This window comes from Cyclobacterium sp. L-R, assembly GCF_056859355.1.
Map to the genome: position 1 here is coordinate 44,010 of NZ_JBSXOH010000040.1, position 15,430 is coordinate 59,439.

The window sequence follows — 15,430 nt, forward strand, 5'->3', positions numbered from 1 at the left end:
AACTATATCGGGTTTAATTACTCGAATTTGGTTGTCCCGTTCGGTTGTAGCACAAACTGGAAAGTATAAGTGGCCCCTTCATCCGTTAGGGGATCCAGCTCTTCATCGGAGGGACTTCCTTTATAATAACTCAGGATTTCTACTTTTGCGTAATTACCTGATGCCGTCTGCAGTAAAATCACCTTGCCCGGAATAGGTTTAATTGCATGAGTGCTTGGGTTATAACTGTACCAGCCATTACCGCTACCAGTAGGAATTGCCAATTCTGTTTCTGTATCCAAAGTAAAAGTAGCGGTTTCAGGCACTTCCTTAATTTCCTGGAAAACCCCATCTACCAAAGTGGCCCTGACATTTTTGGCAGCATTCGTACGGATAGTAGTGCCTTTGAAAGCAAGGTCCCAGCTCTCATTTTCGGACAGTAACTTATTTTCACTTAAACTATAGTATTGGAAAGGCTTTTCCTCCACTACCTGCCCTGTACCTCGATCTATTACATCATTCGGAGCAGAAAGGTCTACTACCATTTCAGCCACCAAAGGCAATTGAGGTTCATCCTCATCGGCAGGATCACAGGCCATAAAAACAAATAAACTTAAGAAAAGAGACAATAGCATTGATAAATTTTTCATATGAAGTATTGTGTTATAGTTATAAATTTAATAGTGGTATTTTTATCCCGACAAACAGTAACCTTCCCGGCATATTCGGTTGGGCTAAATTGGTAGTATTAAGCAGATTGTTAACTCCTGATTCTATCAGGAATCCATTGTCAAACTTTTTTGTAGCTGTTAAATTGACATTGAAATAACCAGGGGAAAACTCTCTTTCATCGTCCAATATCAGGTTACCATTTAAGTCCGAGAACCCAAACTTCCCTCTATACAGCACCCTTAAAGCCCAGTTTATTCCTGTTCGGTTTTCTAAATAATTCACCTTGAAATTGCCACTGTGAGCACTTCTATTAAACAGCCCTCCATAATCAGCCCTCGTTACCCGAACAGTTTGGTTACTTGTATTTCTTTTATAAATCTCCCCATTGTCAATTTGACCCAATACATCCAAATCACGAGTATCCAAATAGGCATATCCAGCACCAAAGCTTAGCTTATCATTCCATTTGTATTGCAGGTCAACATCGACCCCTTGAGTAATTACCTGGCTGATATTGAAATAAGAAAAGGCATTTTGGCCGGAAACCAGCTGCGCAATTGGGGCCGTTTCTATCATGTTTTGCAAGTCATTTCTATAGCCATTCAACTGTACCAATACAGCCTCCGCAGGTTTCCATCGAAAACCTGTATTAACGGCCCAGGAATGTTCTGCTTTCAGCTCTCCAAGATTCTCTGGCTGAATAAGTCGTTTTGCTACCAGCCCTTTTTCCTCCAATTTTTCTAGGGCTTCATTTGCCACACTGGAGCCAAACACGTAATAGCCAGCAGAGGCATTGTTGAAGTTCAATAGTAGTTGCCGAAAATCAGGTGCCTTAAAGCCGGAACCAATTGACAACTGCCAGCTAAAAGTATCCGAAAACTTGTATTGTCCGGAAAGTTTTGGGCTTACACGACTTCCATATACGCTATGAAAATCACCACGGGCACCACTGACAATATTGATCTTATCAGAAGCATCCCATTGGTGTTGCAAGTAAAAATAAGTGGCGTCAAAATGATTTCTATCATCATATCGGGTGGCTTCTACCGTTTCGCCTGAGAATCCCAAACCCAATGTGAGCAATTGTTTTTGATTGATCTGATAATCCGACTGCAATTCCGTTCGCTGAAAAATTTGATCGAATTCCTGTATATCAAACACCTTTCCTTCCTTCTGGTACCTCGTATCTGAATTGGTACTAAACAGAGTACTCATATTCCTAAGGGTGATCAACCAGTCATTGTTGGGCTTGTACCTTAAGGTTGGGTTAATATTAATTTCCTTTCGTTTGTCATCGACATCAAGTACCTCTGGGCCTGAACTTTCTTCCACTTCCAATAAACCTGTGGCTTGCTCAGTATAGCCTCGAAAAAACACATTAAAATTCCAGCCCGCGCCTAGGTTGGTTCCCAGCTTTACTTGTGCACTGTGAGACTGGTAAGGGTTTTGGGTTTTTCCCGTTACTTCTGGGCTCAGGTCATACCCATCTGTCCTATAGTAATCGTAGAAAACATCTACATTCCACTTCTTTTCTCTTATTCCAAAATCCAAATAAGGATTCCAAGTATTAAAGGATCGCTGCCTCAATCCAAGGTCAATTTTTTTACCCTGACCAGCAGATTTAGTAATGATGTTTACTACACCAGCCATGGCTTCACTGCCATAAATTGCACTGGCAGGTCCTTTGAGTATCTCTATTCGCTCAATATTGGAAACAGAAATCCGGTTCAAATCAAATGTTCCGGCAGTTCTGCCAATCAAGGGTTCCCCATCCAGAAGGATAAGGATATAGTCCGTATCCAAGCCCTGCATTTGCAATCCTGTACCATGATTAGAGACAATCTGTAAACCTGTCTGCTCACTTAGTACTTCTGAAAGCCGAATCCCTCCTGTCTGCTGTATGGCTTTTTTACCAATAACACTCACCGGCATGGGCAAATCCGCAACAGTACGGTCAGTTCGGGTAGCCGAAACCACCACTTCATTCAATTCTCCTTCCTTTTCTTTCAGGACTATGACATCAGCCATGCTCCATTCTGCCCAGCTGAATTGCTTGCTTTCATGCCCCAATGCAAATACCAAAACGGAATCTCCGGTCCCCAATTGAGCCAGGCTTATTTCTCCCGAAGGCCCAGCAACAATAGGAGGCAACTGATCCACTTGAACCACTGCCTGTGGAAGTGGATTGCCATAATTGTCTACAATGATTTTATCTCCCTCCGCTCCATGTCCAATTAAGGGGTGAAGAAGGAATAAAACCATCATGTTAAGTTTAATTAGATTAATTCTAATCATTGGTTTAAATTTTTTACGCAAGGGCACCATTCCCCTGCGCTATTATTAATTCAAGCTATCAAGCAAATCTTTCCACGCTTCTTTTTGTGGAATGCCTGGTTTTCTCAATCCAAAAAATTGGCAAACCATGTCTCCTTTCTTGTCAAATAACTCCAGCGCTGATACCAAGCCATCCACTGTGTTTTTATGCACTACAAAAGCCTTGTCAATCACCTCTTCATTAAGGTGCATATTGAAATCCGGATCCATTACATTAAGCCAATCTTCCAATTGTTTGATGTTCTTAACCTTACCCTGATGAATTTGAATATTTCCTTTATTACCAACGAAAACCATGATGGGAAGTCCCGTTTCAGAAGCAGTATTGACCACTTGTCTGGCCGACAATCTATCCACCTGATGGGCCCAATTGTCACCAATCCACTCTACTGCATTCAGGCGATTCAATTTGTACTTCCGTAACATCCCAAAGAAATCATGGGTATCTTTCATGTTTTCCCAGTCAGAAGAGAAGCAGGCTTTATCCAAGTCATCTTCGCTTGTATATTCTGGCAAGGCATAAGGCACAGGATCCAAAGCTGAAACTTGATCTTTATGAAGGTGCTCCAAAACCATTGTCTTTGCAAAATCATCATCTGATTTCTCCTGTAGGTATACTTTCATTATAGCATCACCTTGGGCATCAAAATACTGAAGGCTAAACATAGGCCCACGTGGCGTATCGCTATTTACTGCAAAGCCATATTTCCATGCGTTAAAAAAAATTCTTTGTTCTATGGGGCCAATCACTGTACCAACCTGATGAGGGGCTGAACCATGGATTTCTATTTTCTGAAACCTTCCTTTATGTTCCAATACACAACCTTCACTTCTTGTCAACGACATTACTTTTTCAAGTCGAGGAAATTTCTTAACCTGATCGACAAAATCTGTTGACAGTCGAACTACGTTTTGTCCTAGCCCTGTTGCTAGCAATTCTGCTTCTGAAACATCCAAATGCTTTGCAGCATCCCTGATTCTAAGTTTAGGGTTTTCCGTTTTAAGCTCTTCCCAAGAAGCTTTTAAATTAATCAATGAAGTAGGTATGCCTTCCATTTGTTTTTATAATATAAAGTTTGATTTGAACCCGAAATAAGCAACACCTATATTATTGCATAGCTCGGGATGAAGAATACATTTTTGGTTTATTGGTACTATGAACAATCAATTGATTGGTTACTGGACAATTCATAATTCTAATGGGATGGTCAAAGACTTTTTCAAGCAAACAGCCATCCATTCCTTCTTTCATAGGGCCACAATAGCAAATTTTACCGGATTTCAAGAGGATGATTTCATCTGCATATTGCGCGGCAAGATTTAGATCGTGAAGAATTATTAACACCCCGATATTTCTGCTTTTGAGTTGAAGTAAAATCTCCAAAACTGCATGTTGCTGGGCGATGTCAAGGCTAGAAGTTGGCTCATCCAGCAATACATAGCGAGGATAAGGCTTTCTTTCCCAAACCTGGGCCAAAACCCTAGCGAGTTGCACACGTTGTTTTTCTCCTCCTGACAATTGATAATATTCTTGGCCCTGCAAATGTTTGATTTGAGCCAAAGCCATGACTTCATCAACTGTCTTTTCTGGACTTTTAGGTTGAATTGAGATAAGTCCCAACTCTACCACTTCCCGAACCGTAAATGGGAAGTTAACGGAAGAGTGCTGGGGCATTACAGCTCGCAGCTCTGCCAAATCCCTGGCTTTGTATTTGGCTATACTTCTGCCATTATAGCTTACTTCTCCACATGTACAGCTAGACTCACCTGAAAGCAATTTAAATAGGCTTGATTTACCTGCACCGTTTGGCCCCAATATGGCTATAATCTGCCCTGCTGCCACTTCTAAACTAGTGGTATCCAATATGGTCCGATTTCTTATTCGAAATTGAATATTTGAGGCAGTTAGCATTGGCGTTTTATTTTTTTAAATTATAAATCAATCCCATAAAGAAAGGTGCTCCCAATAAGGAGGTTATTACGCCTATGGGCATCTCTGCTGGTATGGCAATGGTTCTGGCCAATAGGTCAGCGAAATTCAATAAGATGGCTCCTAGTAAAAAAGAACCTGGTAAAACCAACTTGTGATCAGCACCAAAACTTATTCTCATCAAATGAGGCACAATCAAACCCACAAAACCAATCATTCCGGTTAAAGAAACAGCCACCCCAACAATCAAAGCGGTGGAAACAAGTAAGGTTACCTTTGTGCGGTTTACATTTACTCCCATATAAAAGGCCTCTTTCTCTCCCAAAGCCAATGCGTTCAAATTCTTTGATCCTTTCAATAATACGAGGGAAGGAATGCAAATTAGCAGCGCTGCAATCGGAAGCTTCTCCCAGGAAGCAACACTCAAATCACCCAAACTCCAGAAAGTGAAGCTCCGCAATGCGGTATCGTCCGCATAAAACAAAGTGAGTCCAATCAAAGCCCCAGCCAAAGCATTAATGGCTACTCCCGCTAGAATAATAGTGGCCGTATTTTCACCTTCTTTTTTCGCCCCGAGATAATACACTGCGAACACATTAACCAAGCCTCCCAAAAAAGAGAACATTGGCAAGCCTAAACGTTCCAGTATTGGAAAAATGCTTGTTATTCCTGGAAAAACGACCAGAAAAATAACGGCAAACAGTGCACTCCCGCTACTCACTCCTATTAGCCCTGGCTCTACCAAAGGATTCCTAAACAAACCCTGCAATGCTGCTCCGGCAATTCCCAAACCTCCACCAACCAATACTGAGAGGATTATTCTGGGTAGTCTTATCTGCATCAAAACATTGGCAGCTCTTAGGTCAAATGCATCTAAATGGTAACCGAAAGGTTCAATTAAAGCCGCTATAACTTGGGACAGGCCTATGGAATACGCTCCTTTCGTAAGGGAGAGCATTACAATGCCAACAAGTAACACAGACAATCCGATTAGCACCCACCGACTTAATCGCTGTTTTGAGAAAGTTAGTGGAAGCGCTATCATTTGTTTCTTACTGCTTTAGCTAGTTCCAATGCTACTTGTCCTACCCTAGGCCCGAGTCCTGATAAATAATGTCCGTCAAAACTAAGTACTTGGCTTTCCTGATAGGCCTTTGTTTCCTTGATCCCTTGAATTCTAGCCATACCTTCTATGCCTCCCAAACTTTCCAAACCTGAATCAAATAAAACCAAGTATTCCGGTGACATGGTTACCAGCGATTCTGGTGTCAAGGGGACAAAATCTTCGAAACCTTGGGCGGAAGAACGAATACCAGCCAAATTGAAGATTGTTTCTGCAAAGGTCTCCTCACCAGCCACGAATAAAGTCTCCGGTCCTCTTGCCATAACAAAGGCTGCGCTTGGCCTTTCCTCATTGTCAGCCAAGTAATCTGCCAATATTTGCAGATCCTCGTCTATTCCCTCATTTATTTCTATCCCACGCTCAGGCACTTCAAATAATGTCGCCAATTCACTAACAAGCGTCTTGGTGTCTGTTGGATTTTCTGGTTTTTTGAAAAAATGAACTTCCAGGTTCATCAATTTCAATTGATCCACCACATCTTCTGACAAGTAGTCCTCTTCAGCAAGAATGATATCCGGAGCAAGGGACAAGATCCCCTCTGCCTTAATTTGATTCCTGTAACCTATACTAGGCAAAGACTGCATCTTTTCCGGATAAGTAGAAGTACGGTCAGTTGCAATGATCCTGTCACCCAAACCAAGCGTATACACGATTTCAGTTAGGGTACCCCCTGCAGTAACAATACTAGGATTTGCTACTTCAGAACTGTCCTTGGCTTTCTTTTCACCGGTAGAGCAGGCCAAAAGGATCATAGTAGTTAAACAAGTTAGCAATAAGCCTTTCATTTATTTAGATTAATTATTAATAAACTATTGAAAAGCGAATGTACATCTATTTGGATTAATTCCAAATAAAAATAATAAGATTTTTAACTTCTGGAAAAAAGTAATGCTATTCAGCTAAGGTCGAATAAGATCATGATCCCCTTCTTTTATTAAAGGCGCCAATTGATTGGTTCTAATTTTTCACACAACTGTAAATCTATCAGTTACCCTATTCCTTATCAATCATAACATTCCCTAAAAATGAAAAACTAAGCAAAGCAAGAAAGGAAAGGCAAAGCCCTCTCCCACCACCTAAAAGGATTGTATTAGGGTTTACATCAATTAACCTTATGAAAACAACATATGATTATGTGAATAAAATATTATTTTAGATATTTAATGAAGGCAAAGGGAAAATACGGTAGAAATGCACACAATCACTCAGTTTTGGGTGGTCTTTTTCATTATAATAGGGTACCTAATAAGACAATTCAGCTTTGGCACATAGACAATAATAAAGGCGAATTTTCTAAACAGATACATTGCTAATGAAAAACTGAGTAAAACAAAGTTTTTGCCAATGTCCGCCACTAATAAAACACAGCTTTGCAAACAACGATTAATAATATGAAAGAAGAAACCCAAATTATTAAAATGAGAAAATTAAAGAACCCCCTTAGGAAAAACTTTTTAATACTTGCCATGCTGGTTTTGGTAGCAGCTTGCTCAAGTCCTAAAGCAACCGAAGAGGCAGTTGAAGAATCTAGTGACTTCGAAATCGTAAAATACAATAACCCTGGAGCCACTTCATTTCTAGGTGTGGGATTATGGGCTTGGCCATTGCCTATGGATTATGATGGGGATGGTGACATGGACATGCTTGTTTCCTGTCCGGACAAACCTTTCAATGGACTTTACTTTTTTGAAAATACCAGCGGTGAAGATTTCCCAGATTTCGCACCTCCTGTTAGAATAGGAGATGCCATATCTAAAGTACAAGTTTCCCATACAGACCAAGGTGTTAAGGTATTGACTCCTGGTGCAGAGTTAATGAACTTCAAAACTGACTTGGCCTCAACACCTAAAGACCTTTTTCCCATTGAGGAACTTACCAAGGAACTGGGTAAAAAGCCTAGATTCAACCAGTGGAAGATGATAGATTATGAAGGAGATGGTGACCTTGATATTATTGTTGGCATGGATGATTGGTCTTCTTACGGCTGGGACGATGCCTACAATGACCAAGGTGTTTGGACCAATGGACCGCTTTTTGGTTATGTATATTTATTAGAGAACAAAGACGGCAATTACGAAAACCGTGGAAGAATTAAAGCTGGAGGAAAAGAGATAAATGTATATGGTGCTCCTTCACCTAATTTCGCAGACTTTGATGGAGATGGAGACCTTGACCTTATTTGTGGAGAGTTTCTGGATAAAATGACGTATTTTGAAAACACAGGCACCAGAGAAAAACCTATTTACAAAGAAGGTAAATTTTTAGAAAACGAGGAGGGTATAATTACCATGAATCTAGAAATGATCATTCCCGTAGCCTTGGATTGGGATAAAGATGGACATGTAGATTTGGTAGTAGGTGATGAAGATGGCCGCGTGGCATTAATAAAAAACACAGGAGAAACTAAAAATGGACTTCCTATTTTTGATTCCCCAAAATACTTCAGACAACAAGCAGACAACCTTAAATTTGGGGCTTTGGTAACACCTGTTAGTGTTGACTGGGACAATGATGGCGATGAAGACATCATTGCAGGTAACTCTGCTGGCCACTTTGCCTTTATAGAAAATTTGGATGGGGCGGCGAATCCAAAATGGGCTGAGCCAAAACTATTGGAAATCGATGGTGAACCGGTAAGGATCCAAGCCGGTGACAACGGATCTATTCAAGGACCTGCCGAAGCAAAATGGGGTTACACCACTTTGACCGTAGCTGACTGGGATGGCGACAACCACAAAGACATTGTTTTCAACTCCATCTGGGGTAGAGTAGAATGGATCAAAAACACTGGAAATGGATTATTGGCTCCTCAACCTGTAAAAATAGATTGGGCAGACCAAACACCCCCACATCCAGCGTGGAACTGGTGGAAACCTGAAGCCAATGAATTGGCGACACAGTGGAGAACTACTCCATATGCTATCGATTGGAACAAAGATGGGGTTATGGATTTGGTGATGCTAGATCATGAAGGCTACCTTGCCTACTTTGAAGGGAAACAAGGTAATGGTGAACCAATTCTTCAGCCCGGAAAACGCATCTTTTACGGAGAAAATGGCTCCACATTTACCAACAAAGACAAAGTGGAAGATACAAACCCTGGCGTCTTAAGACTTAACATTTCAGACGCTGGTAGTAGTGGGCGAAGGAAAATCAGCTTTATGGATTGGGACAATGATGGTGACCTGGACCTATTGATCAATAGCGTAAATATTTCCTTATTTGAAAACATTAGCGAAAGCCCTGATAAGGTAGTCTTTAACCATAAAGGCCCTATATCTGAAGTAATCCTTGCTGGACATACCACAAGCCCTACTTTTGTTGATTGGAATAAAAATGGGATACTGGACGTTTTGGCAGGAGCCGAAGATGGACATTTTTATTACTTCCGTAGGTAGTAAATAAATCAAAATAGTAAAAAAGCCTCCGCAACAATTGCAGAGGCTTTTTTGATTTAATTATTTTTGGTGATTATTTCCAACCAATCATCCGGAAGAGCAAGCAATTGATTCTGACTCAGCAAGACCTTTTCCAATTCTGGGAAGGGTATATCTTGTACATCCAAATTTTCATTAACCGCAATAGTCGCTGCTGCACCAACACTCTGACCCATTATCATAAAAGTAGGAACGATTCGAATACTTCCATAACCCACATAGCTTGAGGAAAGACAGGTAGGCGTCAATACATTACTACATTCATCTTTCTTTGGCACTGTGGCCTGAAATGAGATTTTAAAAGGTTTCCAAGTTCCATCGTTTTCTACATGGGTAAACCCTTCATTATAAGCTTTGCCATCTTTTACAATTCTTCTGGCGTGGTGCACATCCGGCGGCCACCATGCTATCGCAATCGGATCTGAAACCGTATCTTTAACCTTAATATCGACATTGTGTTCAGTGATGACGTATTCAGATACCATTCGTCTTCCACTTCGAATATACAAGCGACGTGGCCAATTGCCATTGTCTGTGAATTCATCTTTAGGCAAACCCCATCCTTCCCAATTGGCTCTGGTAAGACTATCCACACTTTCGTCGTTTTGTAAGAACCACAGCAATCCTAAAGTAAAAGAACGGTGATATTGGATAATACTGTCTTGTTTTTCATAATCCCCTTGTGGGTATTCCCAATTCTCTCCATAAAGATTTGCTGATAGATCGTGCCAACTGCCTATGTCCGTTTTACCATTATGCCTATTGGCCTCAGGCCTGAAGAGCTGGCCTCCTTCTTTCAGGTGCCTTCTGTAAATTTCATACCTTTCAGATACATAGTCCTCAGGTTTATTAATTGGTAGCTTGTTTTGCTCATCTTTTGTCAGGCACATCCTAAAACAAAAGCCCTGAATATAATGGCTGGGATCTCCATGGTTTCCTAATTCCCCAGCTTGAATGGTAGGGATTAGTCCACTTGTAGAATCGCCTTCTATAATATAAGGGTCAACATCTACCGTAAACTGCTTAAAAGTATTTACTTCCTGAACGCCGTTAAGCTTCTCCCCATATTTTTCATTCCCCTCCCGAATTGTTTCAGTAGTTATTCCAGCAAAATGCAGCAAATGACCTTCTATGGAAGCGTCAACAAATACTTTGGCCTTTATTTCTGAGCCATTTTCAAGAATAACCTTTTCTATTCTATTCCCTTTTTTTTCTACTCCGTTTTGTTCCTTTATCCGAGTATTTCTTATAATGGTAATGTTTTTTTCTTCCTCCAACATCTGCTCAATTACCGCTTCAGCAATTGAAGGCTCATATTTTGAATACCATTTTGGGTTTTCAAATTCTGCTTTTAGCCCGTAATGCGCTTCCACTTTTTCATAAAATTCGCGTGCTATTCCTCCAATCACGCGTGCATTTCCAAACCGCATGTCCTTCCCCAATCCCTCTACTACCATCCCACCCGGATGCCCCGTCGGTTCAATAAGCACCACTTTCTTACCAAGCCGGGAAGCTTGAATAGCGGCCGTAAATCCAGCCTCGCTCCCACCCAGAATGCAAATGTCAGTAGTTAAAACATTTTGATTAACTTCATTGTTGCAGGCGTTTAGCAATGCACATGCGGTCAATAAATAAAGTACTTTTAAAAATTTCATGTATTCTTTAAATTGGGTTTATTTCGTTTTTATACTTTCACCTAAGATGAAATCCTCTGAATTTGGCTATTCTTAAAAAAAATACAATAGCACGGTTTTGAGACCTGACTAAAGTTCATAATACTTGAAGTGACTGAACTTTCACACATCGAGCCTAAAAATACTAATCTTGAAGGACAACAGGTAATTTGCCTCATATTATCTTTCCTTCCTAGGGGATTTTATAAATCTAAAATCCCAATTGCTAACTACCCTAATTATTGTTTTTCACCGTTTTGAAACCTGAGCTGAAACCGATTTTCTAGGTAAATTATATCTTCTTCGAATTTTTCATCGCAACATTTTAAGTCTTTGTCGCAATCTTTTCTCCTTTCATCGCACTTAATAAATAGGCAGGCTAGAGCTGCTTATGTTTGACCTATAACTCAATCACAAACAGACAGTTATTAATCAAACATTCTAAAAATACTATCATGAAAAATTTGTTAAAAAGTACCGCAGTAGCCGCATTTATGTTCATCTCTTTTACTTCCATGGCCTATGAGCCAAGCATCAATCTGGTCAATGGAATAGCCGCCAAAAGTTTGGTATTTGAAATGGTTTCCACTTCTAAAGAAACGGTGGTATCCCTGAATGATTCCAAAGCCAATATTTTATTTTACGATGATGTCACAGATAAAAATTACGCAAAGAGTTTTAACTTCAAGAACCTTGAAGCTGGCACCTATTTCCTTAAAGTAAACGATGAGACTCAATCAGTGGTTTACACTATTGACATTGAAGATACTGCAGTGAAAATCATAAACAAAGAGGTGACAAAGAAATCAAATGTATTTGAAACAGAAGGCAAAAAAGTACGTCTCAATCTTAGCAACAAGGACTTAAATAATGTGGATATTAAAATTATCAATCAAGACAAAGCCAAGGTATTTGGTGAAACACTAACTAGCCAGGCAAACATTGACAAAACTTTCAATTTTGAAAAAGCCATCAGAGGAAACTATATCATCAGCGTTAAAGATGGCAATAAAGTTTACTACCAAAATATACGCGTAGATTAAATTCGGAGTAAATACTTAGCCCTGAATTTCCTACTCGAAATTTAAGATTTTCATAATGGAGACGCCTCTACCTTTACATTTGTATCGTGTAGGGGTTTCTCCATTTTTACTACCAGCTAAACATCTCTTAGCACACAGCAAAGCTCAGAAAATGACCTGAAATGCTTAATCCCGAAATATGCAATTGACAATCTATTACGTGCTGAAATCGCTTCAAAATCAGCCACTTCGTTGCTGTTTTGAATTTCACCATAGCGGTGCTATGCTAAAATATCCAAACAGCCTGATTTTCTTGCGATTGCAACACTCATCACGAATCCTATTACATAATCCGGGTTAATTCAAACAAAGCCACAGACTGCAGAAGTGGGTCAAAGGATCAAAAGCAGAAGAACATAAGTTTCATTTTAAAGCAAAAACGAATATATTGAAGGTAGATCCTGCCAAAAAAAACAATTCATGATAAACTGTATTGCCATAGATGATGAACCTCTTGCCCTAGAATTACTTAAAAACTATATTGGCAAAATAGCATTCCTTAATTTGGTGACCACTTGTGACAATGCTTTTGATGCAATGGAGGAGATGCAAAAGCAACAAATAGACCTTATCTTTATTGACATCCAAATGCCGGAATTAACGGGGTTACAGTTTATTTCAAGTCTTGAAAAAAAACCACTGGCAATCATAATCTCGGCCTATAAAGAATTCGCCTTAGAAAGTTTTGAGCTTGATGTTGTAGATTATCTGGTCAAGCCAGTACCTATGGAGCGCTTCCTGAAAGCCTGTAACCGGGCCAAAGACCGCTTCGATTTACAAGTAGCCCACACTCCTGTCCAAGCAAAAAAAGTGCTCGATCATTTTTTCGTAAACGTGGATTACAGCCAGGTAAAAATAAAATTCGTAGACCTTTTATGGCTTAAGGGTTATGGAGATTATATCAAATTTTATTTAAAAAGTAACCCACAACCTTTGCTGGTACGCATGAGTTTCAAGGAAGCTGAATCCGCATTACCAGCAGATCAATTTATCAGAATTCACAAATCCTATGCAGTAGCAATTGGTGAAATTACCTCCATTCGAAAAAACAGTGTATTTTTAGGAGAGATGGAGTTTTCTGTTGGGGAGGCATACAAAGAAAAGGTAGAAAAGCTGATCAATTAGCACCTGTTCTACTATTGCATCCTCTTGTACAAACATAATTTGTTTACCTTAGTTAGTTAAAAGAACAGTAGAGCCAATTTATCACACCATTTTGAATTTATGAAGGCTGAGGAAAAAGACCAAAAAGAACACCAGCAAGATCTGGAGAAAAGATCCAATGAAGTAGAGGGTTCAGAAAAATATACGGATATCCTCAGTCGTGTTATTCATGAAGGTGAAGAAATATTTAAAATTAAAAAATTAGCCGTTTTTTTAAGTGCTTGCATTGCCGGTCTTGAGATTGGATTTAGCTATCTATTGATTTGCACACTGTATTTCCTTCTAGCAGGCAAAGTAGAAGAGCATATTGTATTTAAAATGTTTGGTCTGGTTTACCCATTGGGATTTATCATGGTCATCCTAGGGAAATCTATCTTGTACACAGAGCAAACTTCTGTACTGGCATTGCCAGTTTTAAATGGACAAAGGACCGTTTTAGAATTATTGACAATTTGGGGCTTGGTCATTATTGGAAATCTCCTAGGGGGGATTTTATTCATTTTCTGTGTGGGAGATCTGGCAGCACAGCTTAATCTTTTCGACAAAGAAACAATGGTGAAAATTGGTAGCCATATATTGAATCACAGTTACGGAGTTTTATTGCTAAGTTCAATTTTTGCCGGCTGGTTGATGGGACTTTTAACTTGGTTATTGAACAGTACTACCGAATCCTTAACCCGAATTCTTCTAATCGCACTGATAACCGGAACCATAGGTTTTGTTGGTTTTCACCACAGCATTGTGGGAAATATAGAAGCTTTTGGCGCCTTTCTATATTCAGAAACAATCTCTATGGGAGATTATTTGATGTTCCTTGTCCTCACTTTATTGGGGAACGGCATTGGTGGTTCTATTGTTGTGGCCCTATTTAAATACCGAATTTTTGAATCCCATTACGCTTCGAAAAGCAAAAAATAAACAAGATAAAATTATCGGTTTCACTCAAACATCTCTGCTTCGCTAGGGGAAGTTTTTAAACGCAAAAGTAGTCAGCACAAAGCCATGATCTGAAGGATAAGCAAATGTCTTTCCATTTATGGAGAAGGGTTCGCCCAAAAATGCTTTATAGGATTTTGAATCGATGGCTTTTAAAGCATCCCCCTTATAAAATATATAGTCTATCCGGTGTTCATCTTTCACCCCTTTACTGTCCCATGTGATCCCCGGATTGGCCAATGGATCTGGATTTAAAGTTCTATAGGTATCTATCAATCCCATGTCTTCCAAAACTTTGGTACTGTACCATGGAACCACCAAGCCATTGTGAATTTCCTTGGTCGCTTCTCCCCAATCCAAATGTGATGGGGTATTCATGTCCCCACCAAAAATCATGGGAATGGAATCCGTTTCTGCACTGTATTTTTTCAAATAGGGAAGCACTTTTTGGATCATGTCATACTTGTTTTCAGACCGTTCCCAAGCTAGTAATTCCGCTGTGTTTAATCCCAAATCCTCGGGAGAATCCTCCCAAGGTAAATAGTGAAACCAATTGGAAAATAATCGGATCTTTCGATCCTTTATCAGTATTTCTCGCCCTCCCAAATAGAAAGGATAATCTGTATCAATTCGCTCTCCAAATGGAAACTTAGAAAAAATAGACAAGTTGACGGATTTATCGTCCAGGGCGGTACCTTCTTCTGCAATTAAATGAAAGTCATAGCCCAGTGAATCTGCAATCATTTTCCCTGAACCGTAGGTTTCTACCATCAATATCACATCAGGGTTGATTTCCTTAATGATTTGAATAACATTCTGAGGACCATTCTCGATATCATTGCCTCCATGCAAAATGTTCCAGGCCATTACCTTGAAGGTAGTTTGTTCTATTTTAGAAGTACAATTTCCAAAAATTAGAAGAAGGGATAAACAAAATAAAATTCTCATCATTAACATTTAGGATAAGCGATTCAAAACAAGCAGCCAGAAAGCTACCTGAAATTAAGAAATAGGCCCTATGATCAGCCTCAAAAACAGATTTAAGTATGCTTTTAATTAAGGAACAAAGCTAAAGGCTTAAGCCTGCAAAACAAGTTCAA

Annotated in this window: 12 protein-coding genes; 4 read left to right on the forward strand and 8 right to left on the reverse strand. The window is 39.7% G+C overall.

Features of this window, described 5'->3' with window-relative positions:
- Positions 1–17: 17 nt before the first annotated feature.
- The 6 genes from AC13EX_RS03845 to AC13EX_RS03870 are packed head-to-tail and all read right to left on the reverse strand — an operon-like array spanning position 18 to position 6,823.
- A complete protein-coding gene (locus AC13EX_RS03845; protein WP_482891609.1) occupies positions 18–629 on the reverse strand; it encodes an HmuY family protein in 612 nt (203 codons plus the stop codon).
- A 19-nt stretch (positions 630–648) separates the two neighbouring features.
- Positions 649–2,946: a TonB-dependent receptor plug domain-containing protein gene (locus AC13EX_RS03850; RefSeq protein WP_482891610.1), complete on the reverse strand. Its 2,298-nt coding sequence runs from the start codon at positions 2,944–2,946 to the stop codon at positions 649–651.
- A gap of 45 nt (positions 2,947–2,991) precedes the next feature.
- Complete coding sequence (locus AC13EX_RS03855; protein ID WP_482891611.1) at positions 2,992–4,041, reverse strand: hemin-degrading factor; 1,050 nt, start codon at positions 4,039–4,041, stop codon at positions 2,992–2,994.
- 52 nt (positions 4,042–4,093) lie between these two features.
- Positions 4,094–4,897, reverse strand: a complete 804-nt coding sequence (locus AC13EX_RS03860) for a heme ABC transporter ATP-binding protein (RefSeq protein ID WP_482891612.1) — start codon at positions 4,895–4,897, stop codon at positions 4,094–4,096.
- A 7-nt stretch (positions 4,898–4,904) separates the two neighbouring features.
- Positions 4,905–5,960, reverse strand: a complete 1,056-nt coding sequence (locus AC13EX_RS03865) for a FecCD family ABC transporter permease (protein WP_482891613.1) — start codon at positions 5,958–5,960, stop codon at positions 4,905–4,907.
- The gene (locus AC13EX_RS03870; protein WP_482891614.1) at positions 5,957–6,823 is read right to left on the reverse strand and encodes a heme/hemin ABC transporter substrate-binding protein; all 867 of its coding nucleotides are present in this window, start codon (positions 6,821–6,823) and stop codon (positions 5,957–5,959) included. The genes AC13EX_RS03865 and AC13EX_RS03870 overlap by 4 nt, the downstream gene beginning before the upstream one ends.
- Before the next feature lie 633 nt (positions 6,824–7,456).
- Here AC13EX_RS03870 and AC13EX_RS03875 point away from each other — a divergent pair.
- A complete protein-coding gene (locus AC13EX_RS03875) occupies positions 7,457–9,436 on the forward strand; it encodes an FG-GAP repeat domain-containing protein (protein WP_482891615.1) in 1,980 nt (659 codons plus the stop codon).
- A 56-nt stretch (positions 9,437–9,492) separates the two neighbouring features.
- Here the strand turns inward: AC13EX_RS03875 and AC13EX_RS03880 are convergent, their stop codons facing one another.
- Complete coding sequence (locus AC13EX_RS03880) at positions 9,493–11,130, reverse strand: FAD-dependent oxidoreductase (protein WP_482891616.1); 1,638 nt, start codon at positions 11,128–11,130, stop codon at positions 9,493–9,495.
- Positions 11,131–11,603: 473 nt separating this feature from the next.
- Here AC13EX_RS03880 and AC13EX_RS03885 point away from each other — a divergent pair, with 473 nt between their 5' ends.
- From AC13EX_RS03885 to AC13EX_RS03895, 3 genes are all read left to right on the forward strand, one after another.
- The gene (locus tag AC13EX_RS03885; RefSeq protein WP_482891617.1) at positions 11,604–12,191 is read left to right on the forward strand and encodes a hypothetical protein; all 588 of its coding nucleotides are present in this window, start codon (positions 11,604–11,606) and stop codon (positions 12,189–12,191) included.
- 459 nt (positions 12,192–12,650) lie between these two features.
- Entirely contained in the window at positions 12,651–13,355 is a 705-nt protein-coding gene (locus AC13EX_RS03890; RefSeq protein WP_048641906.1) for a LytR/AlgR family response regulator transcription factor, read from the forward strand.
- A gap of 99 nt (positions 13,356–13,454) precedes the next feature.
- Entirely contained in the window at positions 13,455–14,312 is an 858-nt protein-coding gene (locus tag AC13EX_RS03895; protein ID WP_482891618.1) for a formate/nitrite transporter family protein, read from the forward strand.
- A 42-nt stretch (positions 14,313–14,354) separates the two neighbouring features.
- Here AC13EX_RS03895 and AC13EX_RS03900 read toward each other — a convergent pair whose 3' ends face one another.
- Positions 14,355–15,197 carry an endonuclease/exonuclease/phosphatase family protein gene (locus tag AC13EX_RS03900; protein WP_482891619.1) on the reverse strand — a complete coding sequence of 281 codons (843 nt, stop codon included), beginning with the start codon at positions 15,195–15,197 and terminating at the stop codon, positions 14,355–14,357.
- Positions 15,198–15,430: the final 233 nt, after the last annotated feature.

Excerpts from the sequence above, each read along its gene's own strand:
- AC13EX_RS03845 (WP_482891609.1), bottom strand. The coding sequence starts at position 629 with ATGAAAAATTTATCAATGCTATTGTCTCTTTTCTTAAGTTTATTTGTT.
- AC13EX_RS03850 (WP_482891610.1), bottom strand. The coding sequence starts at position 2,946 with ATGATTAGAATTAATCTAATTAAACTTAACATGATGGTTTTATTCCTT.
- AC13EX_RS03855 (WP_482891611.1), bottom strand. The coding sequence starts at position 4,041 with ATGGAAGGCATACCTACTTCATTGATTAATTTAAAAGCTTCTTGGGAA.
- AC13EX_RS03860 (WP_482891612.1), bottom strand. The coding sequence starts at position 4,897 with ATGCTAACTGCCTCAAATATTCAATTTCGAATAAGAAATCGGACCATA.
- AC13EX_RS03865 (WP_482891613.1), bottom strand. The coding sequence starts at position 5,960 with ATGATAGCGCTTCCACTAACTTTCTCAAAACAGCGATTAAGTCGGTGG.
- AC13EX_RS03870 (WP_482891614.1), bottom strand. The coding sequence starts at position 6,823 with ATGAAAGGCTTATTGCTAACTTGTTTAACTACTATGATCCTTTTGGCC.
- AC13EX_RS03875 (WP_482891615.1), top strand. The coding sequence starts at position 7,457 with ATGAGAAAATTAAAGAACCCCCTTAGGAAAAACTTTTTAATACTTGCC.
- AC13EX_RS03880 (WP_482891616.1), bottom strand. The coding sequence starts at position 11,130 with ATGAAATTTTTAAAAGTACTTTATTTATTGACCGCATGTGCATTGCTA.
- AC13EX_RS03885 (WP_482891617.1), top strand. The coding sequence starts at position 11,604 with ATGAAAAATTTGTTAAAAAGTACCGCAGTAGCCGCATTTATGTTCATC.
- AC13EX_RS03890 (WP_048641906.1), top strand. The coding sequence starts at position 12,651 with ATGATAAACTGTATTGCCATAGATGATGAACCTCTTGCCCTAGAATTA.
- AC13EX_RS03895 (WP_482891618.1), top strand. The coding sequence starts at position 13,455 with ATGAAGGCTGAGGAAAAAGACCAAAAAGAACACCAGCAAGATCTGGAG.
- AC13EX_RS03900 (WP_482891619.1), bottom strand. The coding sequence starts at position 15,197 with ATGGCCTGGAACATTTTGCATGGAGGCAATGATATCGAGAATGGTCCT.